Source organism: Bradyrhizobium sp. OK095, from assembly GCF_900109945.1.
Taxonomy (GTDB): Bacteria; Pseudomonadota; Alphaproteobacteria; order Rhizobiales; family Xanthobacteraceae; genus Bradyrhizobium.
In genome coordinates this window covers 196987-223144 of sequence record NZ_FOBX01000009.1, presented here as the reverse complement: position 1 = coordinate 223144, position 26158 = coordinate 196987, and the positions used below count along the sequence as shown (strand labels likewise).

The 26158-nt window shown below is 63.2% G+C and carries 30 protein-coding genes; 18 read left to right on the top strand and 12 right to left on the bottom strand.

Annotated elements, in window-relative coordinates; all coding sequences use genetic code 11:
• Positions 1-183: 183 nt before the first annotated feature.
• From BMW89_RS24290 to BMW89_RS24280, 3 genes are all read left to right on the top strand, one after another.
• Positions 184-1101, top strand: a complete 918-nt coding sequence (locus BMW89_RS24290; RefSeq protein ID WP_092029548.1) for a LysR substrate-binding domain-containing protein — start codon at positions 184-186, stop codon at positions 1099-1101.
• 129 nt (positions 1102-1230) lie between these two features.
• The gene (locus BMW89_RS24285) at positions 1231-1458 is read left to right on the top strand and encodes a hypothetical protein (protein WP_092029547.1); all 228 of its coding nucleotides are present in this window, start codon (positions 1231-1233) and stop codon (positions 1456-1458) included.
• A 49-nt stretch (positions 1459-1507) separates the two neighbouring features.
• Positions 1508-1738 carry a hypothetical protein gene (locus BMW89_RS24280; RefSeq protein WP_092029546.1) on the top strand — a complete coding sequence of 77 codons (231 nt, stop codon included), beginning with the start codon at positions 1508-1510 and terminating at the stop codon, positions 1736-1738.
• A 22-nt stretch (positions 1739-1760) separates the two neighbouring features.
• Here the strand turns inward: BMW89_RS24280 and BMW89_RS24275 are convergent, their stop codons facing one another.
• The gene (locus BMW89_RS24275) at positions 1761-2753 is read right to left on the bottom strand and encodes a Nal1-like putative serine protease (RefSeq protein ID WP_092029545.1); all 993 of its coding nucleotides are present in this window, start codon (positions 2751-2753) and stop codon (positions 1761-1763) included.
• The gene (locus tag BMW89_RS24270) at positions 2750-3247 is read right to left on the bottom strand and encodes a hypothetical protein (protein WP_092029544.1); all 498 of its coding nucleotides are present in this window, start codon (positions 3245-3247) and stop codon (positions 2750-2752) included. The genes BMW89_RS24275 and BMW89_RS24270 overlap by 4 nt, the downstream gene beginning before the upstream one ends.
• A gap of 392 nt (positions 3248-3639) precedes the next feature.
• On the opposite strand from BMW89_RS24270, the gene uvrB reads away from it, so the two are divergent.
• On the top strand, positions 3640-6603 hold the full coding sequence (uvrB, locus tag BMW89_RS24265) for an excinuclease ABC subunit UvrB (RefSeq protein ID WP_092029543.1): 2964 nt from the start codon (positions 3640-3642) through the stop codon (positions 6601-6603).
• An 86-nt stretch (positions 6604-6689) separates the two neighbouring features.
• Here uvrB and BMW89_RS24260 read toward each other — a convergent pair whose 3' ends face one another.
• Together BMW89_RS24260 and BMW89_RS24255 are read right to left on the bottom strand one after the other, a co-directional pair.
• Positions 6690-7055, bottom strand: a complete 366-nt coding sequence (locus tag BMW89_RS24260) for a hypothetical protein (protein WP_092029542.1) — start codon at positions 7053-7055, stop codon at positions 6690-6692.
• Between the two features lie 7 nt (positions 7056-7062).
• Positions 7063-7449, bottom strand: coding sequence for a hypothetical protein (locus BMW89_RS24255; protein ID WP_092029541.1), 387 nt, complete (start codon positions 7447-7449; stop codon positions 7063-7065).
• 321 nt (positions 7450-7770) lie between these two features.
• On the opposite strand from BMW89_RS24255, the gene BMW89_RS24250 reads away from it, so the two are divergent.
• The gene (locus BMW89_RS24250) at positions 7771-8472 is read left to right on the top strand and encodes a hypothetical protein (RefSeq protein ID WP_143062812.1); all 702 of its coding nucleotides are present in this window, start codon (positions 7771-7773) and stop codon (positions 8470-8472) included.
• A gap of 129 nt (positions 8473-8601) precedes the next feature.
• Here the strand turns inward: BMW89_RS24250 and BMW89_RS24245 are convergent, their stop codons facing one another.
• A complete protein-coding gene (locus BMW89_RS24245; RefSeq protein WP_092029539.1) occupies positions 8602-8844 on the bottom strand; it encodes a hypothetical protein in 243 nt (80 codons plus the stop codon).
• Positions 8845-9136: 292 nt separating this feature from the next.
• Here BMW89_RS24245 and BMW89_RS24240 point away from each other — a divergent pair, with 292 nt between their 5' ends.
• From BMW89_RS24240 to BMW89_RS38005, 5 genes are all read left to right on the top strand, one after another.
• The gene (locus BMW89_RS24240) at positions 9137-9589 is read left to right on the top strand and encodes a nuclear transport factor 2 family protein (protein ID WP_092029538.1); all 453 of its coding nucleotides are present in this window, start codon (positions 9137-9139) and stop codon (positions 9587-9589) included.
• A 212-nt stretch (positions 9590-9801) separates the two neighbouring features.
• Positions 9802-10242: a nuclear transport factor 2 family protein gene (locus BMW89_RS24235; protein WP_092029537.1), complete on the top strand. Its 441-nt coding sequence runs from the start codon at positions 9802-9804 to the stop codon at positions 10240-10242.
• Positions 10243-10462: 220 nt separating this feature from the next.
• Positions 10463-11389 carry a hypothetical protein gene (locus tag BMW89_RS24230; protein ID WP_092029536.1) on the top strand — a complete coding sequence of 309 codons (927 nt, stop codon included), beginning with the start codon at positions 10463-10465 and terminating at the stop codon, positions 11387-11389.
• A gap of 218 nt (positions 11390-11607) precedes the next feature.
• Complete coding sequence (locus BMW89_RS24225; RefSeq protein WP_092029535.1) at positions 11608-12033, top strand: hypothetical protein; 426 nt, start codon at positions 11608-11610, stop codon at positions 12031-12033.
• 227 nt (positions 12034-12260) lie between these two features.
• Positions 12261-12398 (top strand): hypothetical protein, encoded by a 138-nt coding sequence (locus BMW89_RS38005; protein WP_164987744.1) that lies wholly within the window; start codon positions 12261-12263, stop codon positions 12396-12398.
• Between the two features lie 40 nt (positions 12399-12438).
• On the opposite strand, the gene BMW89_RS38000 is transcribed toward BMW89_RS38005, so the two are convergent.
• The 3 genes from BMW89_RS38000 to BMW89_RS24215 all read right to left on the bottom strand — a co-directional run bounded on the left by BMW89_RS38000 (position 12439) and on the right by BMW89_RS24215 (position 13716).
• Positions 12439-12585 (bottom strand): hypothetical protein, encoded by a 147-nt coding sequence (locus tag BMW89_RS38000; protein ID WP_007596790.1) that lies wholly within the window; start codon positions 12583-12585, stop codon positions 12439-12441.
• A gap of 199 nt (positions 12586-12784) precedes the next feature.
• Complete coding sequence (locus BMW89_RS24220) at positions 12785-13264, bottom strand: MaoC family dehydratase (protein WP_092029534.1); 480 nt, start codon at positions 13262-13264, stop codon at positions 12785-12787.
• Positions 13264-13716, bottom strand: coding sequence for a MaoC family dehydratase (locus BMW89_RS24215; RefSeq protein WP_092029533.1), 453 nt, complete (start codon positions 13714-13716; stop codon positions 13264-13266). The genes BMW89_RS24220 and BMW89_RS24215 overlap by 1 nt, the downstream gene beginning before the upstream one ends.
• A 154-nt stretch (positions 13717-13870) precedes the next feature.
• On the opposite strand from BMW89_RS24215, the gene BMW89_RS24210 reads away from it, so the two are divergent.
• A complete protein-coding gene (locus BMW89_RS24210) occupies positions 13871-14167 on the top strand; it encodes a DUF4282 domain-containing protein (RefSeq protein WP_092029532.1) in 297 nt (98 codons plus the stop codon).
• 104 nt (positions 14168-14271) lie between these two features.
• On the opposite strand, the gene ychF is transcribed toward BMW89_RS24210, so the two are convergent.
• The 4 genes from ychF to BMW89_RS24190 all read right to left on the bottom strand — a co-directional run bounded on the left by ychF (position 14272) and on the right by BMW89_RS24190 (position 17300).
• On the bottom strand, positions 14272-15369 hold the full coding sequence (ychF, locus tag BMW89_RS24205; protein WP_092029531.1) for a redox-regulated ATPase YchF: 1098 nt from the start codon (positions 15367-15369) through the stop codon (positions 14272-14274).
• 5 nt (positions 15370-15374) lie between these two features.
• Entirely contained in the window at positions 15375-15980 is a 606-nt protein-coding gene (gene pth / locus BMW89_RS24200; RefSeq protein ID WP_092029530.1) for an aminoacyl-tRNA hydrolase, read from the bottom strand.
• Positions 15981-16038: 58 nt separating this feature from the next.
• Positions 16039-16773 carry a 50S ribosomal protein L25/general stress protein Ctc gene (locus tag BMW89_RS24195; protein ID WP_092029529.1) on the bottom strand — a complete coding sequence of 245 codons (735 nt, stop codon included), beginning with the start codon at positions 16771-16773 and terminating at the stop codon, positions 16039-16041.
• Between the two features lie 266 nt (positions 16774-17039).
• Positions 17040-17300, bottom strand: coding sequence for an accessory factor UbiK family protein (locus tag BMW89_RS24190; protein ID WP_092029528.1), 261 nt, complete (start codon positions 17298-17300; stop codon positions 17040-17042).
• Between the two features lie 167 nt (positions 17301-17467).
• Between BMW89_RS24190 and BMW89_RS24185 the strand changes: the two genes are divergently transcribed.
• The 7 genes from BMW89_RS24185 to BMW89_RS24155 all read left to right on the top strand — a co-directional run bounded on the left by BMW89_RS24185 (position 17468) and on the right by BMW89_RS24155 (position 25998).
• A complete protein-coding gene (locus BMW89_RS24185; RefSeq protein WP_092029527.1) occupies positions 17468-18199 on the top strand; it encodes a dienelactone hydrolase family protein in 732 nt (243 codons plus the stop codon).
• Between the two features lie 14 nt (positions 18200-18213).
• Complete coding sequence (gene lgt, locus BMW89_RS24180; RefSeq protein ID WP_177196276.1) at positions 18214-19059, top strand: prolipoprotein diacylglyceryl transferase; 846 nt, start codon at positions 18214-18216, stop codon at positions 19057-19059.
• 21 nt (positions 19060-19080) lie between these two features.
• Complete coding sequence (locus BMW89_RS24175) at positions 19081-20196, top strand: class I SAM-dependent methyltransferase (RefSeq protein ID WP_092029526.1); 1116 nt, start codon at positions 19081-19083, stop codon at positions 20194-20196.
• Entirely contained in the window at positions 20196-20963 is a 768-nt protein-coding gene (pgeF, locus tag BMW89_RS24170; RefSeq protein ID WP_092029525.1) for a peptidoglycan editing factor PgeF, read from the top strand. The genes BMW89_RS24175 and pgeF overlap by 1 nt, the downstream gene beginning before the upstream one ends.
• A gap of 96 nt (positions 20964-21059) precedes the next feature.
• Positions 21060-24110 (top strand): ATP-binding protein, encoded by a 3051-nt coding sequence (locus BMW89_RS24165; protein ID WP_092029524.1) that lies wholly within the window; start codon positions 21060-21062, stop codon positions 24108-24110.
• 114 nt (positions 24111-24224) lie between these two features.
• Positions 24225-24851 (top strand): hypothetical protein, encoded by a 627-nt coding sequence (locus BMW89_RS24160; RefSeq protein ID WP_092029523.1) that lies wholly within the window; start codon positions 24225-24227, stop codon positions 24849-24851.
• A gap of 193 nt (positions 24852-25044) precedes the next feature.
• Positions 25045-25998: a ribose-phosphate pyrophosphokinase gene (locus BMW89_RS24155; RefSeq protein WP_177196275.1), complete on the top strand. Its 954-nt coding sequence runs from the start codon at positions 25045-25047 to the stop codon at positions 25996-25998.
• The last annotated feature ends 160 nt before the right edge of the window (positions 25999-26158 follow it).

Here is a 26158-nt window from a genome sequence, read left to right as displayed (position 1 = left end):
GGTCGGCAAGTCAGGGACGAAGGCTGTTTCACTCCCTCGCCCCGCTTGCGGGGAGAGGCGAAGGGCACCGCCTCCGCTTCAACAAATCAACTTGGAATTACTCTCATTCTTGTGCCCCGCTTGCCCCACACGCGCAAACTGAGTTATCTTGCCCTGGCATCAGCTTTCCTGAGGGTGGGACATTTGCGGCGGCTGCTGTTTCTCAACGGCATCAAGGCATTCGAGGCGGCGGCGCGGACCGGCAGCTTTGCCGCGGCCGGGCTCGAGCTCAGCGTGTCGGCGGCCGCCGTCAGCCGCATGGTGCATCTGCTGGAAGAGCGGCTCGGCGTCGCGCTGTTCGAGCGCAAGGCCAACAAGCTCGTGTTGACGCAGGCCGGCCGCGCCTATCAGAGCGGGCTGACCCCGATCTTCGATGCGCTGGCGAGCCTCACCGCTCAAGTGACGGCACCCTCCGGCGTCCGCGTACTCACCATCGGCGTCGGACATACGTTTGCGATGCGCTGGCTGATCCCGCGGCTGTCGGAGTTTCGCAGCGAGGAGCCCGACATCGAGGTGCGCTTCACCACCGGCGGCGCGTCGGTGCCGTTCGGCGAGGACTGGAGCTGCGGCATCAAGCTCGGCACCGGCGACTGGCCCGGCCTCGTCGCCGAGCCCCTGTTCGCCGGCGACCTCACGCCGGTCTGCGTGCCCCGCCTCGCCGCCTCGTTGAAGCGCCCGGCCGACCTCAAAGGCCCAAGCCTGATCCGCGTCGAACATTCGCCCGAGGACTGGCCGATCTGGCTGAAGGCGGCGAACCTCCCGCGCATCAATCCGCGCGGGCCCGAGTTCCAGTTCTACGGCCAGGCGCTCCAGGCAGCCGCCGACGGGCTTGGCGTCGCCATGGGCATCCGGCCCTACATCGACGACGATCTCGCCGCCGGGCGGCTGGTTGCCCCGTTCGACCTATCGGTACCCAAGGGCATGCGCTGGTACCTGCTCTATCGCAGTTTTCAGACCGAGCAGCGCGATTTTGCCGCGTTCCGCCGCTGGATCATGCGTGCGGCCTCCGGGCCCGCCGCCCGGCCGGTGAAGCGGACCGGCCGTTCCTCGCCGCGGAACTGAGGGCCAAGAGCCAAAAAAGCCGGCCGCTTGTGAACGGCTTCACATCCAAAAGTCCGCAAACATGGTCCCCTGACCCTCCAACAAGGCGCTCGAGCAAGACACTCGACCAATCCACTCTGGGGACTACCAATGACGACCCTTTACGACGGCTTTGACATCGAATCCTTCGAAGCAGGCAAGGGGCTGTGGCACGCCCGCATCCGGCGCGCCGATTTCAGCCTGGTTGCCATCGACGGCGTGCTGTTTCCGGCCATGGAAGTCGGCTTCGCCTGGCCCGATCCCGACGCCGCGATCGCGGACGCCAAGCACCACATCGATCGCTTCCGGCGGCGGGCGGACGACAGCGACGACGAATAGGCGGATTTCAAACGCACCAGGGACGGCGCGGCGCAAAGGGGAACCGGTCATGTCAGTCATCGAAATCGAAGACACAGCGCGGCCGAGGATTTACGCCCGCACTGTGCTGTCGCAATGCCCGGAATGCGACGGCGATCTCACGGTGCTCCGTGTAATCGGCGGCCGCGCCGGCTGCGAGTACTGGACCATGCGATGCACCGATTGCGGCGGCATCCATCTCGACATCCTCACGCCGCGCGGGACGGCCGAGGACGACGAGGGGCCGCTGCCGGCGGCGTGATGGACGGTGCGAACCGGCGGCTCTACGCCAGATCGAAATTCATGAACCTGGCGAGCGAGGCGAATTCGGTCGCAATCGCAAACCGGCTGCTCTGCGGATCGTCGGCCACCACGCCGCTGTGGATGCCGACGCACAGATTTTGTCCGGCCGTTTGCGTCAGCCAGAGCTTGCCGGAATCGCCGGGCAGGCCGGGTGTGTTGCCGTCCGAACTCTTCACGGTGAAGTTGGCCACCCTCTGCATGCCCGTCGAAGATTGCTGATAGACATAATAAACGTGGGAGATCGTCCCCGTCCGCAGACCCGACTTCCAGGAAAACGACGAGACCTCGAGGCCCATCAGTGAATTGACATAGGCCTTCGTGCTCGACATCGCCGGCTGGAACATCCCCGAGGGTACGCCGAGATTGGGAATGTCCGGACTGAAACGATCCTGGATCGCTTGCGCAATATCGACGAGGGCGCAGTCGACGTCGATATAGGATTGCGGCTGATCGAACACGGGAAGGAAAGTCTCATCGGCCACGAAGCCCACGCTCTTCGATGTCGTTCCCGCGACCGCATCGCTGCTCTGGAAATCGGGGATGGCAAGGACTGTCCCGGGATCGAGCGCGATGTGCCGGTTGGTCAGCAGCGACAGACCGGATCCGTCCCTCCGCCGCACCAGGCACCCGATGGTTCCGGTAAGCTGGAGGTTCGAGACCCGGCCCCCCGCATGATTCACCTGCACCTCCGGCGCTGGATCCGCGACGTCGCCTTCAGCATGACCGCCGACGACCACCACGTCGGTGGCCACCTTCTCGCCCTGAAACTCGATCAGCTTCGGCAGGCGCCTGCGCCCGTCGGCCAGTGTTCGTCGCGCTCCCTTGCGCGCGAGCTTCTTCTTGACGAAGAAGCTCACGGACAGGGGATTGTTGCAGGTTTTCCCAGCCACCTCCTTCGGCCCGAACGCCACGCCAACGATTCCTGACGTCGCCTTGAACCGCTCAAACGCCCTGACAAGCGCGGCGGGGGTCATCCAATACATCCCTTGGAACGGCCCGAAAGACGATCCTGCGTGATGCGCATGGTCACGGGGTCGTAGATGACCATGTAGGTCTCCTGCCCGATCAGCGTCTTGGAAACGCCGCCTGCGGCCCCGTCTCCTTGCTTCTCGAGGAATTTGTCGAGGGTATCGAGGGCACGGCCGAGGGTCTTGTCGTCAACATCCGAGGTCAGCTCGCTCGGATACTGGCCGTTCATCTTCATCGTCGTCTTGGCAGTGCCATAGGCCGGTCGCTTGATATCGAGATTGACGAGTTTGCTCTCCCCAAGTGGGATAGGCGTCTTGTCCACGCTGAATTCGGTCGAATCCGTTGCGACAATGACGGGCTTGTTATCGACCATCCTCGACGTCTCGACCCGATAGCAACTCTTCGTCGCCATGAAGCCGAGCTTTTGCGGCACCGTGACCACGATCGGCACACCCGCAATGGTTTTTGTCGTGAGGTGCCCAGCCTCATCCGTGCCCATATACGTTGTCTCGTAGCTTGAGCACGCAATCACGGACAAACAAATCGCAATGATAAATAGAATACGCATTTGACTCCCCCAAAACGCAACATGTCGGCCCGCTTCGCGCGGCCAACCGAGGGCTCAAATCATCAAAAGTCTTTTTGCGGCAGAACCACCGATTAGAAAAATAAATATCCCAAAGTCGCCCCCGGAACGGAGCGTAGGTTTTACGGTTCCATTTGGCAATCTCAAATTGAAGCAACCAAACCAGACCATGTGCCGCAGGCTGAAGGGCGCGTCCCGCGCCGGCACGGGTGTCCGTTCGCCTGCTGCCAACCTACTGTCAGCAGCCTGAGCATGGACGTACCTTCGCCCTTTTCTGAGGCGCGGACTCGTCCCATATTCGGGGCATGGCGAAGAAATCTGCTCCCCCCAAATCCCCCAAAATCAAGACGCCGAATTCCAAGGCACATCGGCCTGACGTGCAGCCGATCGGGCCGGCGCTGGCTGAACTTCTGAATCCCGCGATCAATCGTGGCGATGCCGGACTCGGATCGGGCACCGGCCTGCAACCGCCGCCGGACAATTCTCGCGACCGCCGCTCCGGGGGCGAGGCCGCCGCGCATCGTGCGCGGGCCTCGACGCCGAAGGAGTTTCCACAAGATAACGCCAAGAATTCGATCACCCCGCCGCTGCGGCCCAATCCGCAGCCGCCGGGGGCGCGGGAGAGCGGCGGCTTCGACGAGGCGCCGCAGGCCAATTACGGCACCGCGGCCACAATCCCGTTCCTCGATCCGGAACTGGCGAAACAGCTTGGGATGCCCACCGAAGAGGACGACGCGGAAGCCCTCGCTCGCCCACCGCGCAACAAGATGGAGGCGCTCGGCGTCAAGGCGACCGCCGACGCCCTGGAATCGCTGATCCGCGAGGGCCGGCCGGAGTTCCGCAAGGACGACGGCTCCACCAAGGTGTGGGCCCCGCACCGGCCGCCGCGCCCGGAAAAGTCCGAAGGCGGCGTGCGCTTCGAGCTCAAGTCCCACTATGAGCCGCGCGGCGACCAGCCGACCGCGATCAAGGAACTGGTCGAGGGCATCCAGCGCAACGACCGCTCGCAGGTGCTGCTCGGCGTCACCGGTTCGGGCAAGACCTACACGATGGCGCAGGTGATCGAGAAGACGCAGCGGCCCGCCATCATCCTGGCGCCGAACAAGACGCTCGCCGCCCAGCTTTATGGCGAGTTCAAGAGCTTCTTCCCCGACAACGCGGTCGAGTATTTCGTCTCGTACTACGATTATTACCAGCCGGAAGCGTATGTCCCGCGCACGGACACCTATATCGAGAAAGACTCCTCGATCAACGAGCAGATCGACCGCATGCGCCACTCGGCGACGCGCGCGCTGCTCGAACGCGACGACGTCATCATCGTCGCGTCGGTGTCCTGCATCTACGGTATCGGTTCGGTCGAGACCTACACCGCGATGACCTTCGCGCTGAAGAAAGGCGAGCGCATCGACCAGCGCCAGCTGATCGCCGACCTCGTCGCGCTCCAGTACAAGCGCACCCAGGCCGATTTTACCCGCGGCACTTTCCGGGTCAGAGGCGACGTCATCGACATCTTCCCGGCGCACTATGAGGACCGGGCCTGGCGCGTGAATTTGTTCGGCGACACCATCGAGACCATCGAGGAATTCGATCCGCTCACCGGCCACAAGCAGGATGAGCTCGAATTCATCAAGATGTACGCCAACTCGCACTATGTGACGCCGCGCCCGACGCTGGTGCAGGCGATCAAGTCGATCAAATCCGAATTGAAGATGCGGCTCGACCAGCTCCACGACCAGGGGCGCCTGCTGGAAGCGCAGCGGCTGGAGCAGCGCACCACCTTCGATCTCGAGATGATGGAGGCCACGGGAAGCTGCGCCGGCATCGAGAACTATTCGCGCTATCTCACCGGGCGCCTGCCCGGCGAGCCGCCGCCGACGCTGTTCGAATACGTCCCCGACAATGCGCTGGTGTTCGCGGACGAAAGCCACGTCACGGTGCCGCAGATCGGCGGCATGTTCCGCGGCGACTTCCGGCGCAAGGCGACGCTGGCCGAATATGGCTTCCGTCTGCCGTCGTGCATGGACAACCGTCCGCTCCGCTTCGAGGAATGGGACATGATGCGGCCGCAGACGGTCGCGGTGTCGGCCACGCCGAGTGCCTGGGAACTGAACGAGAGCGGCGGCGTGTTCGTCGAGCAGGTCATCAGGCCCACCGGACTGATCGATCCGCCCGTCAACATCCGCCCGGCCCGCACCCAGGTCGACGATCTCGTCGGCGAGGTCCGTGCCACAGCCCAAGCCGGCTATCGCTCGCTGATCACGGTGCTGACAAAACGCATGGCGGAGGACCTCACCGAATATCTGCACGAGCAGGGCATCCGCGTCCGCTACATGCACTCTGATATCGACACCATCGAGCGCATCGAGATCATCCGCGACCTCCGTCTCGGCGCCTTCGACGCGCTGGTCGGCATCAATTTGCTGCGCGAAGGCCTCGACATTCCCGAATGCGCGCTCGTCGCCATTCTCGACGCCGACAAGGAAGGCTTTTTGCGCAGCGAGACCTCGCTGATCCAGACCATCGGCCGCGCCGCGCGCAACGTCGACGGCAAGGTAATCCTCTACGCCGACCAGATGACGGGCTCGATGGAGCGCGCCATCGCCGAGACCAACCGCCGCCGCGAAAAGCAGGTCGAGTACAACACCGAGCACGGCATCACGCCGGAGAGCGTGAAGAAGTCGATCGGCGACATCCTCAACTCCGTCTACGAGCGCGACCACGTGCTGGTCGAAATCGGCGGCCACGACATGACCGACGACATCATCTCGATCGGTCACAATTTCGAAGCCGTGCTCGCCGATCTCGAGACAAGGATGCGCGAAGCCGCAGCAGACCTGAACTTCGAGGAAGCCGCCCGCCTCCGCGACGAAGTCAAACGCCTGCGCGCCACCGAGCTCGCGGTCGTCGACGACCCCACCGTCAAGCAGCGCACGGTGCAGGGCAAGGCCGGCGCCTACGCCGGCACCAAGAAGTACGGCGACGCCGCGAATTTGCCGGTCAGCGCCATGAAGAAGAAAACCGTGAGCTCCGCGCTGAAGGCGAGCGGCGGCGGCACCGGCTCGAAGGTGCACAAGCCGCATCTCGACGAGATGCACGGCCCGGAATCCCTGCCCTATCGTGAGAGCACAAGCCTGCCGGCAAAGCCGTTCGGCAGCACCAGCCGGATCATCCAGCCGACGGATTCAAAGCAGTCGGGCCCGGAGTTCGGGCCGTCGCCACGGTCGAGCGGAGGGGCGCCGGGACATCGGGGTGGGTGGAAGAAGAGGTAGGCGACGGAGTATCATCCGCGCTCGTCGTGGCTATGGAGTCCGGGCTCGCCGCTTTGCGGCGCCCCGGAATGACGAAGATTTGTCGTCTACCCCACACTCACCGCCAGCAGCGACAGCAGCAGCACCGACGCCATGAGCTGCATCGATGTCGCGGGCTTGGCGCGCCAGCGGGCGATCTTTTCGGAGAAGGACAGGGTGGCGTTGAAGAACTGGGCCTCGTAGGCATTCCCCGCGACTTTCGGGAATGTCGAGCCGGCCCAGATGGCGAGCAGGCTATAGAAGATCGTCGCCAGACTTACTGTGAGCACGTGGCTGCCCCCGCGAGAGTCGCCCAGCAGCTTCACCATCAGCGAGGCGGCGGCGAAGATCGGTAAGCCTTGCAGGATCGCGGTGAGCGCAAAGCCTTCGAGCCAGTTGAGCGTGCTGGATTTCGGCGCGGTGATCGAGGTCATGGCGCCCTCACCCCACGCTCGCCGTCACCACGGCCATCACCGACAGCAGCAGCACGATGGTCATGAGCTGCAGCGAGGCGACCGGCTGGGTGCGCCATGCCGTGATCTTGTCGGACAGCGACAAATGCGCCTCGAAGAATTTTGGTTCGTAGACGGTCTTGAAGATTGCGGGGAAGCTCGGGCCGACGGTCACCGCGAGCATCGCGTGGGCGAGCGAAGCGACCGCGACGAAGATGGCGACGCCGGGGTCGCCGACGAGGTCCGTGTTGCCGCACAGCTTGAGCAGGAAGGCGGCGGCGGCGAAGGTCGGGAAGCTCTGCATCGTCGTGGTCAGCGCGAGGCCTTCGATCGCGTTGTGCAGGCGGGACTTTCTTGCGGCGGCGATGGAGGTCACGGCACGTCTCCCTGATGGCATGCGAATGAATTTATCCGCGTCGGGAGAGGTGCGATGTGAGCTGGGTCACGTGAATTTCAGTCGGTGGAACAACGGGCGAGATGGGTTCCGTGTCCGCGCTGTCGCGCCCCCAGTTTGACTGCGGGCTCCCCACCGTAAGCCGGTGAGACCGCCTCGCGTGGTGCCCCGCGCGCCACAATTGCACACACGCTTGTGAACCGGCCTTGTGACCTGCCAGCTTGCCGCTGCGGCCGACTTCTCCTAACGATTCAGCATTCAATCAAGAGTTGCTGGGGTGGATATTTTAGAGGAGTGATAGTCATGGCAATCGCAGTGAAACGTGGTGCAATTCCGAGCCCGCGACACGAATTGGCGGCGGCTATGCCGCATGTAGCGCTGGCTCACGTCCCGGACCATCATCTGTTCTTCCCCAAGAAGCTGTCGATCTGGCACAACGACGTCCACGGCGACTGTGTGACCGCCGAGGAAGCTTTCGCCAAGGCCTGCCACAAGCCGGAAATCTTCATCAGTGATGCCGAGGTCGAGAAATGGGCCAAAGCTCACCACGTCTACGAAGGTGCGGTGCTCATCGACGTACTGAAGGCGATGCAGAAGGAAGGCTTCGCTCAGAATGACCACAGCTATGACGACGGCTCGCACACCACGGTCGACTGGACCAACCCGGCCGTGCTGAAGAGCGCGCTTTATAACGGACCGGTCAAGATCGGCGTCGCCGCCGACCAGCTTGAGACCACCTGCCGCGCACACAACTTCAAGACCGGCTGGTTCGCCACCGGCTACAAGCCGGACGCGAATGAAGACCACTGCGTCAGTCTGTGCGGCTACGGTACCATCACTTGGCTCGCGCATCAGCTCGACACGTCCGTGCCGGCAGGCATCGACGGCGCCCAGCCCGGCTATGCAGTGTTCACATGGGGCAGCATCGGCATCATCGACCCATCATCGATGGTGGCAATCACCCACGAAGCCTGGCTGCGAACGCCGACCACGGTCGTCGTCTGATCTGGACCAGACAAATAGCGGCGAAAATTTAGTGACCTGCCAGAGTGGCAGGCCACTAAATAATGCCCGCCGCGGGTTCGATCTGCGGACGCCAGGCAGACAGCAGCAAAGGCGAGGTGTCGAGCCTCACTACAACTTCCCCTGCCCGTTCACCTGGCTCTGCTGCTGCTTTTCCTGCTGCATTTGCTGCTCTTTGGCTTGATGCCGGCCGTAGAGGCAGCCGGCGGCGGCGCCTAATACGCCGTGATGGCCGGCATAGTGGCCGGCGACGCCGCCGACGACGGCGCCCTTGATGCAGCCTTTGGCGTTGGCGGCGGAGGTGGCGCCGAGCATGAGAAGCGCGGCAGTGGCAGCAAGAAGCGGGGATTTCATGGAATGTCTCCGGATGCGGTGTCGGGATATCAACGAGCGCAGGCAGTCCGGGTTCCCTGGCGCGGAGCTTGGCAAGGCGCGCTTGCCGATAGGCACGCAGCGTCATCGCGTGATGCAAAGGCCGCTCGAATTCTTGCAGGCGAACGGGCGCGCAACCCGCAATTGCACCCCATGAACCCGGCATTGCATTCGCGCGTCATACCCTGCAATCACCCTTTGTTTTTGCGGATTGATGGATCCGCACGCCGCACGATAGCGTTTGCAATCCACGGCCAATGAGGGCGGGAGCAGCATGAGTGTCGAATCGCTGAACAGGCAACGCGTGCTGCATCTGCTCGACGCCTTTGCGCGCGGCGATATCGAGGCTGCGCTGTCTTACTGCACCGACGACGTCGACTTCCTCACCCACGCACCGATCGACGTGCTGCCGCATATGGTGCCGCGCCACGGCAAGGCCGAATTGCGGAAACTCTGGCTGACGATCTGGTCGCGCTATTCGGAAGTTCGCTACAAGGCGCCGCACATCGTCGCCGAGGGCGACGCGGTCGCGACCTACATGCACGCCTATTTCAAGAAACGCAGCAACGACCGCATCGTGCAGTTCGACATGGCCGTGTTCTACACCTTCCGCGGCGGGCTGGTGGCTGAGATCCGCGAGATCATCGATTCCTACGACCTGGTGCAGCAGGTGCTGGAACGGGAGATCGGGCCGTTGATTACGGGGGCAAGGGTGGACGGGGGTTAGCCCGGGAGCCGGCAGAATCCCGGGAGACTACGGGGGTCTGTTGTAAATCTCACAAATCGCCATCAATTGTGCATTGCGAAAACGTGAATTGCGTTTTGGCCGAAATCACCTATCTTGTTTGCATACAAATGAGTTGAGCGGCCCCGGGGCACATTGCAGTGCATGGGGTTGTTTTCCGTTTTTTCCGCAAGCCAGCGTCAGGACTGCCCAAAATGACAGAGCACAGCCTCTGGCGTTTCTCGCGCGCGTTGCACCGCGCGATCAACGACCGGCATTTCGAGGATATCGAGGCCCTGATCGACGAGGACGTCGAGTGGGCGCTCTACGGCCCGATCGACATGTTCCCCTTCCTCGGCGCGCGCCAGGGCAAGGAGGCGGTGCTCGACGTCATCCGCCAGCTCGCCGACAATTTTAGGGTCCGCCGCTTCGAACGCGAGAGCATCATGCTGGGCGTCGATTCCGCCGCCTCGATGCTGCGCTATTCGCTGACGGCGCTGGATTCCAACAAGCCGATCAGCTTGCGGGTCGCACAGTTCGCCCAGTTCAGGGCGGGCAAGCTGATCAGCATGCGGGTTCTGATCGACACCTTCGACCTGGTCGAGCAGGCACTCGGCCGCGCCATTCATCTGCCAAAGATGACCAGCGCCGGCTGAGGGGGACACCAACGGGCTCCGCAATTCGGGACCGATCGATTGATGCTCCCGCGACGCGTTCTGGCCGCCAGCCCCGCCGGATGCCGTCGTGGAGATGCTCGTCATCGGGCGCGCGCCTTGCGCGCGGCCCGTTGGTTCGTCATTCTGGGCGCGGCAAGCGCCACAATTTTGCAACGATAGTTCCGCATCCTGGGCGCGAACTGGGCTCGCGGGCAGGGTAATGGAAATCTCGACAGGTTTTGGCTGGACCAGGCTGCCGCTGGCGGTCGCGTTCATCTTCGGCTCGGTGCTGGCGGCCCCGGCGCAGATCATTCCGCCCTTCTCCCCCGCCCCTGCCACAGCAGCAGTGCCCGACGACGAGGCCGAGGAGGCAGCGGAGGCCCCCGACGTCAATGATCCCGACGTGATGAAGGGCATCGACGTCGACAAGCTCGACTGGGGCCAGCTCGCCATCGACGCCGGCACGCTCAACGACATCATCGCCGCCAAGAAGCGCGCCCAGGCCGCTGCCAACAACGGGATGAACTGGTCGTCGAACGCCAACACCAATGGCTCCTCGGCCGTGACGGTGAAGCAGTCAGTCTCCTCGTTCTGGGACGCCCGGATCGGCGCCGACATGACGGTCGCGAACGAGCCGCGGACGATGTCCGAGCTGCTGGCGCAGAAGGCCGCCAATGGCGGCAACCTGCCGCAATCCTCCGGCAGCGCCTGGGCGGCGGCGACCGCGCCGGGCGCGGGCCAGATCTGGGACAAGACCGCGGTCGAAGCCCGCGTCGATCCCGGCTCTGAACAGAGCAAGCTCGGGGCGTCGCTGAGCAAGTCGGTGCCGCTGTCGGGCGACACCTCGCTGACGCTCCAGAACGGCTACAGCGTCAACCAGCAGGGCACGACCGCCGTCCCCGGCGTCGGCGGGCGCATCATCGCGCGCAATTACGAGACCGACCAGACCGCCAAGGTCACCATCACCGACACCGGCACCAGCGTCACCGCCGGCCAGACGATGTCGACCACGGACGACAAATGGCTGCGCAAGGTCGGCGCCGAGCAGAAGCTGTTCGACAACGTCACCGTCTCCGGCTCGGTCGGCGAGACCTCGCAGGGCGCGATCAACAAGAGCGTGACGGCGGGCTTCAAGAAGAGCTGGTAGTTCTTCGCCTCTCCCCACATGCGGGCGAGGGAGACGAACACCGGCGACGGCGTTTACACTCTCCTAACCATACGCCACTGCAAAGCCCCCAATTGGTCCGCCCTTGCCGCAGCTCTGCCAAGTTGCGGTCAAAATCGCACGCCCAGATGCTAAGGCCTTACAGACGTCGTCGTGCGGGGGACACTCGCGCTGCGCTCAACGCGAACAGGGGAACAACGATGAACGCCATGCGTCCGGAAAAGATCGAAGCCACCGAGACCGAGACGGTCGATACCAACCTCGCCGCGGTCACCGAGGTTGAAGCCGGCATCCGCGATTTCGTCCGCAACGACATCGCCTATCTGCGCCGCCCGGCGGCGGGGAGCACCACCGACGCGCCGCCGCTCGATCCGAGCGCGGAAGCCACCGTCAACAACGTCAACTCGCTGATCCAGCGCGTCGCCGGCACCTCGCTCGCCGAGATCGAGAATCTGATCTCCGAGCTCGAGAGCCTGCGCGACCTGCTCCACGCCGAAGGCCAGCGCGTCCAGCGCGAGATCTCCGGCTACGCCCAGCTCAGCCAGGCCGCGATGAAGTCAACCCGCATGATCGCCGACAACGTCTCGCAGTGGAAGCGCGCCGCCGACGGCCTGCGGAATAGCTGATCGCTGGCAAGCATCACCGGCCGCCGCGTTCCGAAAGGGGCGCGGCGGTTTTGATTCTTGCTGGTCTCGTTCCCGGGCACGGTGCGGTGGGTCCCGGCTCTGCGCAGCAGCGTTACACGCTGCAGCGCGTGTCCTGGACCCGAGAGTGCGCTTTGAACCCTCCGCCCCTCCCCGGCGACCAATGCCTAGCGCCCGTCGGTGTTGCGACGGGCCTGGGGACATTTCAGATGGAAAGCATTCGGCCCGACACCACGGACCCGATACCGATGCGGCCCGCGCCGAACCAGTTCGGCACGATCATGCTGCGCTTTGTCGGATTGCTGGCGGTTGCGATCGCGGTGCTGGCGTTCGTCTATAGCCGCTGAGGCTGGACCGGAGGCGGCGCCCCAAGACGTTAACGAATTCTTACCGGGCGGCTTCCACGGTCGAGGCTTCCAGGGTGTAGGCGCCATCGGCATAGCCCTTCACCACCATGCCGGCGACCAGCATCACGGCCAGCGTCGCGGTAGCAAAGATAAATCCAACCAGCTTGAGTGCGCCGCGGTCTGCCATGGTCCTCGTCCCCTGTCCTCTGCCCAGTTCGTTCAAATAGACAGCGACAGGTTCATAATTGGTTAGCAACTCGATGGTTCCGCCAACTGCTTCGCGGGTCAACCATGCTGAGCAGGCTTATGGCAGCCGCCCGGAATCGCGTCCATAGCGCGCGGGCAACACTCGCGCGCTCATTTACCCCGTTCATCCTGGAACAGGTCTAAGCCTTCGCGCGCGTCGGCACAAAGGCTGAGGCGGTGATGGAATAGACCTCTTCGCCGCGCTGATTGGTGCCGGTGGTACGGGCCGTCAGAATGCCCCAGCCGGGGCGCGAGGCGGAGGTGCGCTTGTCAGTGACGACATTGACGTAAGCGACGGTGTCGCCGGCGAGCACCGGCCTGATCCAGCGCAAATCGCGAAAGCCCGGCGACGGGCCCCACACCGCGACCTCCTCGCCGCGCGCTGCGGCCTCACGCGCCAGACGTTGGCCGTCCGCGACAAGCAGGCTCATGCAGGCCGAGCCGACATGCCAGCCCGAAGCCGCGAGCCCGCCGAACAGCGAATTCTTGCCTTCCTCCTCGTCGAGATGAAAGCGCTGCGGATCGAACTTTGCGGCAAAAGTCTTGATCGCTTCCGCCGTGAAATTGTAGGCGCCGATCTCGCGGCGCTGGCCGATCTCGATGTCGTCGAAGAAACGCATCAGGCCGCTCCCTCGCGCCGCTTGATCAGGATCGGCGAGGTCATCTCGCCCAGCGCCTGCCCCGCCGCGTTGCGCACGGTGCATTTGAACTTGACGATGCCAAGCTCAGGCCGGCTCTTCGAGGCGCGCGCTTCCAACACGTCGACATCGAGTGTCAGGTCGTCGCCCGGCCTGAGCGGCGACAGCCAGCGCACCTCGTCGACGCCGGGAGATCCGAGTGACGCGGCGCGGGTGATAAAGCCGTCGGCCATCATCCGCATCATCAGCGAGCAGAGGTGCCAGCCGGAGCCGGACAGGCCCCGCAGCATGCTTTTGCTGGCGGCGTCCTCGTCCAGGTGCATCGGCTGCGGATCGAACTCGGCGGCAAAAGCCAAAATCTCGTCGCGGGTGACATGGCGCGGGCCGAATGTTCCGAAACGGCCGGGCGGGAAATCTTCGAAGGTCAGGGTCATCTTGGGAAAGCTTTGAGGGAATGACAGATTGTGGCCGCAGTTTGCGGCAATCTCAACCCGCCGGCCCGCATGGCTCGTGCTACATTTGGCGAGTCGGGCCCAGCCTCATCGTCAAATTGACGCAGCCGGCGGGCGATTTGCCCGGGGGAGAGCAATGTTTTCATTCAGAGACCTGTTTCAGTGGGACCGCTTCATCACGCCGACGATCATCAAGACCTTCTACTGGCTGGTGATCGCGCTGATCTGCCTGTTCGGCCTCTCCGGCATCTTCTCCGGCCTCGCCGCGATGGCGATCAGCCCGTTCGGCGGTTTCCTGGTGCTGCTGTCGTCGATCGCGAGCGTCGTGGTCGGCATCGTGTTCTCGCGCATCATCGCGGAGCTGATCCTGATCATCTTCCGCATCAACGAGCATCTCGGCGCGATCCGGGATCAGGGCGGCGGGATGCGGTGATCTTCCGTCATTGCGAGGAGCGAAGCGACGAAGCAATCCAGACTGTCACCGCGGAGACAGTCTGGATTGCTTCGCTTCGCTCGCAATGACGAGGAGAAAAGAACTTACGTATTAAACCGGAAATGCATCACGTCGCCGTCGGCGACGACGTATTCCTTGCCTTCGAGACGGAGCTTGCCGGCATCGCGGGCGCCGGCTTCGCCGTTCAGCGCGACGTAGTCCTCATAGGCGATGGTCTCGGCGCGGATAAAACCCTTTTCGAAATCGGTGTGGATCACACCGGCCGCGCCCGGCGCCTTGGTGCCGCGATAGATGGTCCAGGCGCGCGCTTCCTTCGGACCCACCGTGAAATAGGTGATGAGGTCGAGCAGCGTGTAGCCGGCGCGGATCAGGCGATCGAGGCCCGCTTCTTCCAGACCCAGCGTCTCCAGGAAGTCGGCGCGTTCATCGCGCGAGATGGTGGCGATCTCGGATTCGATCTTGGCGGAGATGACGACGGCAATCGCGCCTTCCTTGGCGGCCTGGTCCTGCACCGCCTTCGAGAACGAATTGCCTGTCGCGGCCGAGCTTTCCTCGACGTTACAGACGTAGAGCACGGGCTTCGACGACAACAGGCCGAGCATCCCGAAGGCACGCTCCTCCTCGGCCTTGCGCTCGACGAGGCGCGCGGGCTTGCCCTCGCGCAGCAGCACCAGCGTGCGGTTGACGAGGTCGAGCTGCTCCTTGGCGTCCTTGTCGTTGCCCTTGGCCTTCTTGGTGAGGTTGTCGACGCGCTTCTCGAGGCTGTCGAGGTCGGCGAGCATCAGCTCGGTCTCGATGGTCTCGATGTCGGCGAGCGGGGCGATCTTGCCTTCGACATGGGTGATGTCGGAATCTTCAAAGCAGCGCACGACATGCGCGATGGCGTCGGTCTCGCGGATGTTGGCGAGGAACTGGTTGCCGAGGCCTTCACCCTTGGAGGCGCCGCGCACGAGGCCGGCGATATCGACGAAGGTCAGCCGGGTCGGAATGATCTGCAACGACTTGGCGATCGCACACAGCTTGTCGAGCCGCGGATCGGGCACGGCAACCTCGCCGACATTCGGCTCGATGGTGCAGAACGGATAGTTCGCCGCTTGTGCGGCGGCCGTCTCGGTCAGCGCATTGAACAAGGTCGACTTGCCGACATTGGGCAATCCGACGATCCCGCATTTGAATCCCACGAGCGTTATTCCTTGCCGTTGTCGTCCTTGGTCAAAAATCCCTTCGCCTGCATGGCGAGGTGCACCCTGTTGGCGAAGGTCGCGTCCGTGCCCTTGGCAACCAATGCCGCGTGCTCGGCAACGGCGTCGCAGAGCGTTGCCACCCAGTCGTTGTCGGCCTTGGCAAAGTCCGACAGCACGTGGCCATGCACCAGCTCCTTGACGCCGGGATGACCGATACCGAGCCGCACCCGGCGATACTCGTTGCCGATATGCGCAGAGATCGAGCGCAGGCCGTTGTGGCCGGCGATGCCGCCGCCGATCTTCACCCGCACCTTGCCCGGCGGCAGCTCGAGCTCGTCATGGAACACGGTGACGTCGCCAGCTGCGATCTTGAAGAAGCTTGCGGCGTCCTGAACGCTGCGGCCGGAATCGTTCATGTAGGTCGTGGGCTTGAGCAGGATCACGCGCTCAGTGCCGAGCGTGCCTTCCGAGGTCTCGCCCTGAAAACGACGGCGCCACGGTGCGAAACCATGACGCCGCGCGATCTCGTCCACGGCCATGAAGCCGATATTGTGCCGGTTACGTGCGTATTTCGCGCCGGGATTGCCGAGCCCAACAAACAGTCGCATGACGCGGCGCGCCCCTCGCTCGGCGCGCGATCAAAGACCGCGCGCCAGCTTTGAGAGATTACTTCTTCTTGTCGCCGCCGGGAGCCTTGGCAGCCGCTGCCGGAGCCTTCGCACCCGCCGCCGGAGCCGCAGCACCTGCTGCAGGCGCAGCCGCGCCAGCCGCCGGAGCGGCAGCAGCACCCGGAGCCGCAGCACCAGCCGCAGCAGCCTTCTGCTCTTCAGCGTAACCGGAGGGCGGCACGATGGTGACGAGGGTCGCTTCCGCGGAAGTCAGCGCCTTGACGCCGGCCGGCAGCTTGATGTCCGACAGATGCAGCGAGTGACCGATTTCGAGCGCGCTGACGTCAGCCTCGATGAACTGCGGGATGTTCTCGACACCGCATTCGAGGTCGATCGCGTGGGCGACGATGTTGACGGCGCCGCCGCGCTTCACGCCGGGCGAGCCTTCCGCCTTCACGACATGCAAGGGAACGCTGATGCGGATGGTGGCGCCTTCGCCCAGTCGCATGAAGTCGACATGGATCGGGAAGTCCTTGACCGGATCGAGATGGTAGTCGCGCGGAATCACGCGGTGCTTCTTGCCGTCGAGCTCGACGTCGACCAGCGTGGTCAGGAACCGGCCGGCGAGAATGCGCGTGCGCAGTTCGCGATCGTCAACCGAGATCGGGAGCGGGGGAAGGTTGTTACCATAGATCACTCCGGGCACTCTCCCGGCGCGACGCTCAGCCCGGGCGGCCCCCTTGCCGCTCTTCGGACGTGCGGTCGCCTTCAATTCCTTGACGGTCGTCGCCATGTCGTTAAGTCCTTGTTTTTGCAAAAGTTAATGGGCCGCAACGCGGCCCATCGTGTACGCCGCAGCAAGCCTCCAGGGGTGCGGGGGCCGCGGACGTGGCGGGCTTTTACCCGGAAGATGCGGAAATGACAAGGAAATGCGGGGATTTTTTGCGGGAACCACCGCCATCCTCCCGGCGCCGTCATGGCCGGGCTTGTCCCGGCCATCCACGTGCTGGGCGTCAAAGATAGGCGTGGATGCCCGGGACAAGCCCGGGCATGACGACCTTAATTGGACGCCCCGCCGAGCTTCGCCTCCAGCGCCGTAATCCGCGCCTTCAGCGCCTCGTTCTCCTCGCGCGCCAGGCGGGCCATGTCCTTGACCGCCTCGAACTCCTCGCGCTTGACCAGGTCCATGTCACGCAGGAATTTCTCGGCCTGGGTGCGCAGCACCGTGTCGACCTCGCGCTTGACGCCCTGGGCGGCACCGGCGGCGTCGTTCATCAGGCGGCCGATCTCGTCGAAAAACCGGTTGTTGGTCTGGGTCATGTCGGTCTCCTGGCGGCCTCAGATAAACTTTGCGCGAACACTCCAAAAGACAATGGCAATCCGAGCCGAACGGTTCAAGTGCTGATCGGCGGTATCCTTGTCATGCCCCGGTTTCCTTGCAATCGTATTCAACGTCCCTGCATAACAAGAATCAGAAAGCGCATGAGATGATCGACCAGCAGATCGCGATCCCGACCAAGGATGGCCACACCGCAACGTTCATCACCCACCCCGAACGCGGCGGGCCGTTTCCGGTCGTCCTGTTCTACATGGATGCGCCGGCGATCCGCGAAGAGCTGCGCGACATGGCGCGCCGGCTCGCGACCTCGGGCTATTACGTGATGCTGCCGAACCTCTATTACCGTTCCGGGGTGATGGAGCTCGGCGCGCTGCCGGCCGATCCGAATGCGCCCGAGCGCAAGCGCATGTTCGCACTGATGGGCTCGCTCACGATTTCCATGATCATGGACGACACCAGGGCGCTGCTCGCCTATGCCGAGGGCCAAGCCGCCGCGAACACAAAAATCGTCGGCACCGTCGGCTACTGCATGAGCGGTCGCTACGCCGTCAACGCCGCCACGCATTTCCCCGATCGCGTCAAGGCCGCCGCCTCGGTCTACGGCACGCAGCTCGCAACCGATCAGGACGACAGCCCGCATCTCGCCGCCGCCAAAACCAAGGCCGAGCTCTATTTCGCCTGCGCCGAGACCGACATCTATGCGCCGACCGAGATCGTCGAAAAGGTCAAGCAGGGCATGAGCGGTGCGAAGGCCGAAGTCGAGATCTATCCCGGCACCCATCACGGCTTCGCCTTCCCCAAGCGCCCGGTCTACGATCGCGACGCCGCCGAGCGGCATTGGGAGCGGCTGCTGGCGCTCTATCGCCGCAATCTCGTCTAAACATAGAAGGCCTGATGCCCTTTCTGCTCATCGACTTTCCCGCCTTCAAACCGATCGCGATCGAGATCGGTCCGTTCGCGATCCGCTGGTACGCGCTGGCCTATATCAGCGGCATCGTGTTCGGCTGGCTCTATGCGCGCTCGCTGCTGAAGAAAGAGCGCCTGTGGAGTGGGCCGGCGCCGATGTCGCTGGTGCAGATCGACGACTTCATCCTGTGGGTGACGCTCGGCATCATCCTGGGCGGCCGCACCGGCTACGTGCTGTTCTACAATCTGCCCTTCTTCATCGAGCATCCCGCCGCGATCTTCAAATTGTGGGAGGGCGGCATGTCCTTCCATGGCGGCTTCCTCGGCTGCGTCGTCGCGGTGATGTGGTTTGCCTATCGCAACGGCATTTCGATCCTGTCGCTCGGCGATATCACCACCGCGGTCGCGCCGGTCGGGCTGCTGCTCGGGCGGATCGCGAATTTCATCAATGGCGAATTGTGGGGCCGCGCCACCGACCCGGAATTGCCCTGGGCGATGATCTTCCCCAACGATCCCACCCAGCTGCCGCGCCATCCGAGCCAGCTCTATGAGGCCGGCATGGAGGGCATTTTTCTGTTCACCGTGCTTGCGATCATGATCCGCTTCGGCGCACTGAAGCGGCCGGGCATGATCCTCGGCGCCTTCATCCTGATCTATGGTTTGGCCCGGATCGCCAGCGAGCATTTCCGCGAACCGGACGTCCAGCTCGGCTTCCTCTGGGGCGGATTAACCATGGGCATGTTGTTGTCGATACCGATGCTTATTGTCGGCGGCACACTTATTGTATTGGCGGTGAGGCGCGGTGCGCCGAAGCCGACCGAGGCTATTCGTTAGTTCATTTCGAGAAAGCACGCCGTGACCGAGCAGTCGCTACTCAACGAGATCAAGGCGCTGATCAAATCCTCAGGCCCGATGCCGGTCTGGCGGTACATGGAACTGTGCCTACTGCACCCGCGCTATGGCTATTACGTCTCGCGCGATCCGCTTGGACGCGAAGGCGATTTCACTACCGCGCCCGAGGTCAGCCAGATGTTCGGCGAGCTCTTGGGCTTGTGGACCGCCTCAGTGTGGAAGCAGATGGGCTCGCCGCAATTTTTGCGGCTGATCGAGCTCGGCCCCGGCCGCGGCACCATGATGGCGGATGCGCTGCGTGCGCTGCGCGTGCTGCCGCCGCTCTACCAGGCGCTTCACATCCACCTGGTCGAGGTCAATCCTGTCCTGCGCGAACGCCAGAGTGCGACGCTGTCTGGCGTGCGCAACATCGCCTGGCACGACAGCATCGACGACGTGCCGGAAGGGCCGAGCATCATCCTCGCCAACGAATATTTCGACGTGCTGCCGATCCACCAGATGGTGAAGCGCGAGAACGGCTGGCACGAGCGCGTGATCGAGATCGATCCCAACGGCAAGCTTCAATTCGGCGCGGCTGCCGAGCCGACGCCGCGCTTCGACGTGCTGCTGCCGTCCCTGGTGCGCGCAGCGCCCGTCGGCGCCGTGTTCGAATGGCGGCCGGACAGCGAGATCATGAAGCTCGCCACGCGCGTGCGCGACCAGGACGGCGCCGCGCTCATCGTCGATTACGGCCATCTGCGCAGCGATGCCGGCGACACATTTCAGGCGATCGCGCGTCACACCTTCACCGATCCCCTGAAGGCCCCTGGCCAGGCCGACGTCACCGCCCATGTCGATTTCCAGGCACTCGCGCGTGCGGCCGAGGATGTCGGCGCACACGTGCACGGCCCGGTGACGCAGGGCGATTTCCTCAAGCGCGTCGGCATCGACACGCGTGCTGCCGCCCTGATGCAGAAGGCGACGCCGGAGGTTGCCACCGACATTTCGGTGGCGTTGAAGCGCCTGACCGATACCGGGCGCAGCGGCATGGGCTCGATGTTCAAGGTGCTCGGCATCTCCGAGCCGCGGCTGACCGGCCTTGCCGGCCTCAGCGACCTCGACCGAGCCGGAGGGAATTGATGACCGTCGCTTCCTCGCTGCTGTCGGCGGTGCCCGGCCTGCGCCATTCGTTCTTCACGCGCGAAGGCGGCGTCTCCAATGGCATCTACTCGGCGCTGAATGGCGGACTCGGCTCCAGCGACGATCAGGCTCTCGTCGCCGAAAACCGACGCCGCATGGCCGAGCATGTCGGCGTCGCGCCGGGGCGCTTCCTCAGCCTGCACCAGATCCATTCGCCCGACGTGCTCGTCGCAGATCGCGCATGGCCGAGCGGACCGCGACCTAAGGGCGATGCGCTGGTCACGAGGACGCCCGGCATCGCGCTCGGCGTCTCCACTGCCGATTGCGGGCCGGTGCTGTTCGTCGATCCCAATGCGCGCGTGATCGGCGGCGCCCATGCCGGCTGGAAGGGCGCGCTCACGGGCGTGCTGGAGTCGACGATTTCAGCGATGGAAAAGCTCGGCGCCTCGCGTAGCGGCATTATTGCTGCGATCGGCCCCTTGATCCGGCAGGACAGCTACGAGGTCGGCAACGAGTTCGTGGCCCGCTTCATCGAGGCGGATGCGGAGAACGCGATGTTCTTCATCCCGTCGGTGCGCGAGGGCCACGCGATGTTCGACCTCGCCGGTTTCATCCGCAAACGGCTTGAGGCCGCCGGCATCCTGATAATCGACGACCTTGGTCTGGACACCTACGCCGACGAGCGCTTCTTCAGCTACCGCCGCTCGGTGCATCGCAAGGAGCCGGATTACGGCCGGCACGTGCACGCGATCGCGCTGGAGGCGTGAGCGTCAACAACCGGTTGTACCTGCTGCGCAGATTTTATACACTTAATAGTTGAACTGGATATTAGAACTCTTTCCAATTATGGGATTAGACGACCCATGTCTTCGCCCGCCGACAAGGCGCCAGATTCCCGCGAGTTCTTGAAACTCGTCGAGGCGTGGAAGCGAACGATCGCCTCGCTCGGAACAACGATTGCGAGCGCTGGCGGATCGTTCTTCAAAATTCCGGAACCCGCAAATCAAATCGCTGCGTTTTTGATCGCCGGTGTGGGTCTTTTGATTTCGTTCCTGATCTATCGTCGAGATGCCCGCCAGCATACAGCGGCGAAGCAGAAAAAGACCGAGACATCGACAGCCGCAGGGGCCTTTCGAGGACTACGGCGCTTTCTGAGAGGCGATGAACTCCCGGGATCCGTACGCCGCGTCCAGGCAATACACTTGGCCCGCGAAATCGAACGCCCGGACTTCAAGATTGCTCTGGTTACCGGTGACAGCGGAGTAGGCAAGAGCTCATTGCTTGAATGCGCGCTGGTCAAAAAGCTCGAAGAATTGGGACACTCTGTCGCGATGATATCCAACTCGGCAGAGTTGGGCTTGTCTCACGCCGCCGCGCCCGATCACGTTCCCAGGATTGAAGACGCCATCGCCGAGATCGGCGACAGAATGTCCAACTTCAAACACGACAAGAAGAAGCCGACCATTGTCATTCTGGATCAATTCGAAGAGCTGCTCTCACGATTTCGAAATGCAAGCGACCGAAAACTGCTCAGCGACGGGCTCTGGAAAATCGTAGGTGAAGGCAATCGCATAATTGTCGGCATCCGGAAAGAATACCTTATCGACTTCAAGACCATCTCGCTTGGTCCCGATTACATCGTTTCCTTTAAAGACACGTTCCTGGTGGAGAACCTCGAGACGAACGAGGCTGAAGAGATTATCCGGGAGTGTGCGAAGCAGGATCATCTCGAATTCGATCAGGACTTACCGGAATTGATCGCGAATGACCTTGCGATCGAAGGGAAAGTGAGGCCAGCCGACCTGCAGATCGTATGCACGGCCCTCTCGGGCGACCTCACCGTCGAGCGTTATCGCAGCGCAGGCCGTGCCGCCGGACTGCGCTCGAAGTTCGTGAAAGGCGTTATCGACATCACCGGCGACGCGATTCTGGCGCGGGCCGTATTGCGTCAACTATGCGACATCCCGAACAACAAGAAGGCCGAACCTGCGCGCGCCGAGGAAATCACTGAGAAGGCGAAAGCCGGGGCGGCCGGGGAGCGCGCGACCCTGAAGGCGATCAACTCCATTCTACGCGAGATGGAGCAGGCTCGCGTCCTGACGAGAATCGACAACAAGAATACCGACGACCTTCGCTGGTCGCTGATTCACGACTATCTGGTCGAGCCGATCAAGATCGCGACCGAAGAGCAAAACACGCGTAGCGAGACCGCAGCCGCTCGCCTCGATTACTTCGTGACAAGGGCAAAGATCGCGGGCGGTGTCATCCCTCGACCGGACCTGCATCTCATTCGCCGAGACGCACCTCCGGCGGCGCTGCAGCAGCCTGACGCGCGTATACTCATCCGGCGAAGCCTGATCGTGGGATATGGGGTCCCGGTTGCAGCAATAGGAGGAGCGATCTTTCTGGGCGTCGTCATGGTCATTGCTGCGGCGACCACCCGGGTTTGGCAGATCGTTGATGAAAACAATCATTTCGACCGATCGGCGGCAACGGCAGACTCCTTCCGCTATGTCAAGACGACGACCGCCAATGTCGCCACGCGGCCTGACAGGCGAACAGTTCTTGTTTCGGGCACCGGGATGGAAAGCAGCAGGGTCACTGCCTGGGATTTCAACACCGGCGCCTTTCTTGGCTCAGGCTTCGGCTTCGTTACCGATGACTCGATCTGGAACTACGATCCGGCTACGGGCCACTTGACCCGCCTCAACATCGACGGAACTGCAAGTCTCGACATCACCACCCCGCAAGAAAGCCGGCCCAACAAGACCACGAAGATCTCATCCTTCAAAAACCCATTCGTGAATTTCGAGACGTTCGAAACGTTTGCGATTCTCTTCGACACGAAGAACAAGAAATGGATTTCGATAGACTATGATAACGTGTCTCCGAGCCGTTCAGTCGATACGGAGCGGAGCGATTCCGCTTTCTTAACAGTGGTAACCGGACAGGACAGCGAAACGTCGCGAGTGACTTTGTGGACGACAGGCTTCGGTCAGCGGCTCCTGGACCAGAGATTCAACAGCCCGGTGCGAGATACGCGTCTCATCGAACTCGGAACTCGTACTATTCTGTCGTTCGCTCGCGAGAAAAGCCTCAACACGATAGTCATCGATCGGGCGGCTCCAGGCAACGGCGCGAGCTTCTCCGTCGGTGAAGCGAGGGAGACTCCCTTGCCTGCTGATATGCCCCCAGGACTGTTGAATCAGCCTGCCGAATCACGCGCCCAGACGGTCGTGTTCGGTGATCGAATGATCTTCCCGGACTTGTCACCGACACGCACGATCTTCTGGATCTTCAATCTTCGGACCCTTCAATTCGAGCCTCCCGAGATTGCCGCTCAGACCGCTCGCATTGAAGGCCCCATGGAGGGCTACGCATGGATGCCCGAAGACAGCAAGGGACAGGCCAGGATTTGGGTCGAACAAGACAACGCGCCTCGCCGGATCGAAGGATTGCAGATCCGCTTTAACGATCGGATCCTGATCTCGCGGGATCGACAACGACTGATAGTCATATCCAAAGAAGGTAGTGTCGATTTGTGGAGCATCGATCTTGACGCGCGGAAAGCCCGAATGCTTGCGCGCTTGGAAGGTATCGACAACAGTGATTGGCTCTTTAGCGAGGACGATCATCTGATGATACGGCGCAGACCGGGCGGTATCCATGAGCTTTGGGGAACGAACGGCACCTCGCTTGGACAGTTGGGTCCCTTGGGCAGCCAGATCCAGACGTCGTCATATCAGGCCGACTGCAGGCAGACTTTCGTGTGGACAACGGAAGGCCAGCGCCTCGAATTCCGCAGGGGCTTCAACATACCGCTGATTGGATTTGTCCCCGAGCGAGACTGCCCACTCAAATCGTCCAGTTTGCAGAACGGTCTGGCGAAGATGTTCGCCTATGTCGTCGACTGACGGGTCGCAGGACCCTGATCGAAAATACGGCCGAGGGGTTCTTGATACGTTCAACTTTCCGTTTCTGCCCGCCCTAGACGTTAATGCGTTTTAACGATATCGCTGCCCTCCATAATGAGGGACGCGTCATTCATCCTGGGCCGCGCGGGTTCGCGCGTGCTGGCGGTCATGCTGCTGGCGGCGGCGGCCGCGCTTGGCGGCTGCGCCGGTGGCGGCAATGTCGCCAACTCCTATGCGATGGCGCCGAGCGCCGGCTCCGGGGCAACGATTGCCTTCGAATCGATCGACGGCCCCCCGCCGCAAGTGTTCGACCGCATGGTCGGCGTGCTCGACAGCGAATCCAAGCTGCGCAGCCTGTCCGTGGTCTCCCGCGAGGGAACGGCTGCCTATCGCGTGCGCAGCTATCTCTCCGCCCAGGTGGTCCGCGGCAAGACCGTGATCGCCTGGGTCTGGGACGTCTACGACGCCAACCAGCAGCGGGCGCTGCGCCTCTCCGGCGAGGAACCGACCGCGGCCAAGGGTGGCCGCGACGCGACGCGTGATCCTTGGGCCGCCGCCGACGATTTGGTGCTGCGAAAGATCGCCCAGGCCGGATTCAGCGGCCTTTCCAACATGATCAATGGGACGCCGGACGCGCCAGGAGCTGTTCCGGGCCTGCGGGGACCGGCGGTGGCGAGCGTGATATTGGACGCCCCGGCGCCCGGCATGCCGGCCTCCGCGCTCGGCTATGCCGAGCGATAACCACCGCTAAACCACGGCCCCAACTACCGGCCAAGCCGTTGGCCAGACTCAGGATTTCAGAGGGAAAACGTAGCATCCCGGGTTGCCATCGCAGGCCCCGGCCTGATATTTCCTCGCCCGTCGTAACCGTGCTGTCAGTGGGTATTTTCTGATGTTGAACGTCGTATCCAGCAAAGCGCGGGAGGAAGCGTCCATGTCGGCCAAGAACGGCTCCATCAAGCTCGTCGCCGGCAACTCCAATCCGGCGCTCGCCCAGGCCATCGCGCAGGGCCTCGACCTGCCGCTGACCAAGGCGGTGGTACGGCGCTTCGCCGACATGGAGATCTTCGTCGAGATCCAGGAGAACGTCCGCGGCTCGGATGCCTTCATCATCCAGTCGACCTCGTTCCCGGCCAACGACCATCTGATGGAATTGCTGATCATCACCGACGCGCTGCGCCGCTCCTCCGCGCGCCGCATCACGGCGGTGCTGCCCTATTTCGGCTACGCCCGGCAGGACCGCAAGTCGGGCTCGCGCACGCCGATCTCGGCAAAGCTCGTCGCCAATCTGATCACCCAGGCCGGCGTCGACCGCGTCATGACGCTCGACCTGCACGCCGGCCAGATCCAGGGCTTCTTCGACATCCCGACCGACAATCTCTACGCGGCCCCGCTGATGGTGCGCGACATCAAGGACAAGTTCGACCTCTCCAAGACGATGGTGATCTCGCCCGACGTCGGCGGCGTCGCCCGCGCGCGCGGCCTCGCCAAGCGCATCAACACCCCGCTCGCAATCGTCGACAAGCGCCGCGAACGTGCCGGTGAATCCGAGGTCATGAACGTGATCGGCGACGTCGCCGGCTACACCTGTATCCTGATCGACGACATCGTCGACTCCGGCGGCACGCTGGTGAACGCAGCCGATGCGCTGATCGCCAAGGGCGCCAAGGACGTCTACGCCTACATCACCCACGGCGTGCTCTCCGGCGGCGCGGCCGCCCGTATCGCCGGCTCGAAACTGAAAGAGCTCGTGATCACCGACTCGATCCTGCCGACCGAAGCCGTGACCAAGGCGCCGAACATCCGCACGCTGCCGATCGCCAGCCTGATCTCGGATGCAATCGCGCGCACCGCGGCGGAAGAGTCGGTGTCGAGCCTGTTCGACTGAACACGCTGACTTCGTAGGGTGGGTCAGCCCTGCGGACTGCGCAAAGCGTAGGCCGCTGGGTGTAACCCACCTCTTTTGTTTCCGCGGAGACAGACAGTGGTGGGTTACGCCTTCGGGCTAACCCACCCTGCGATCTCGCATTCTGACGCGCCGCAGCACG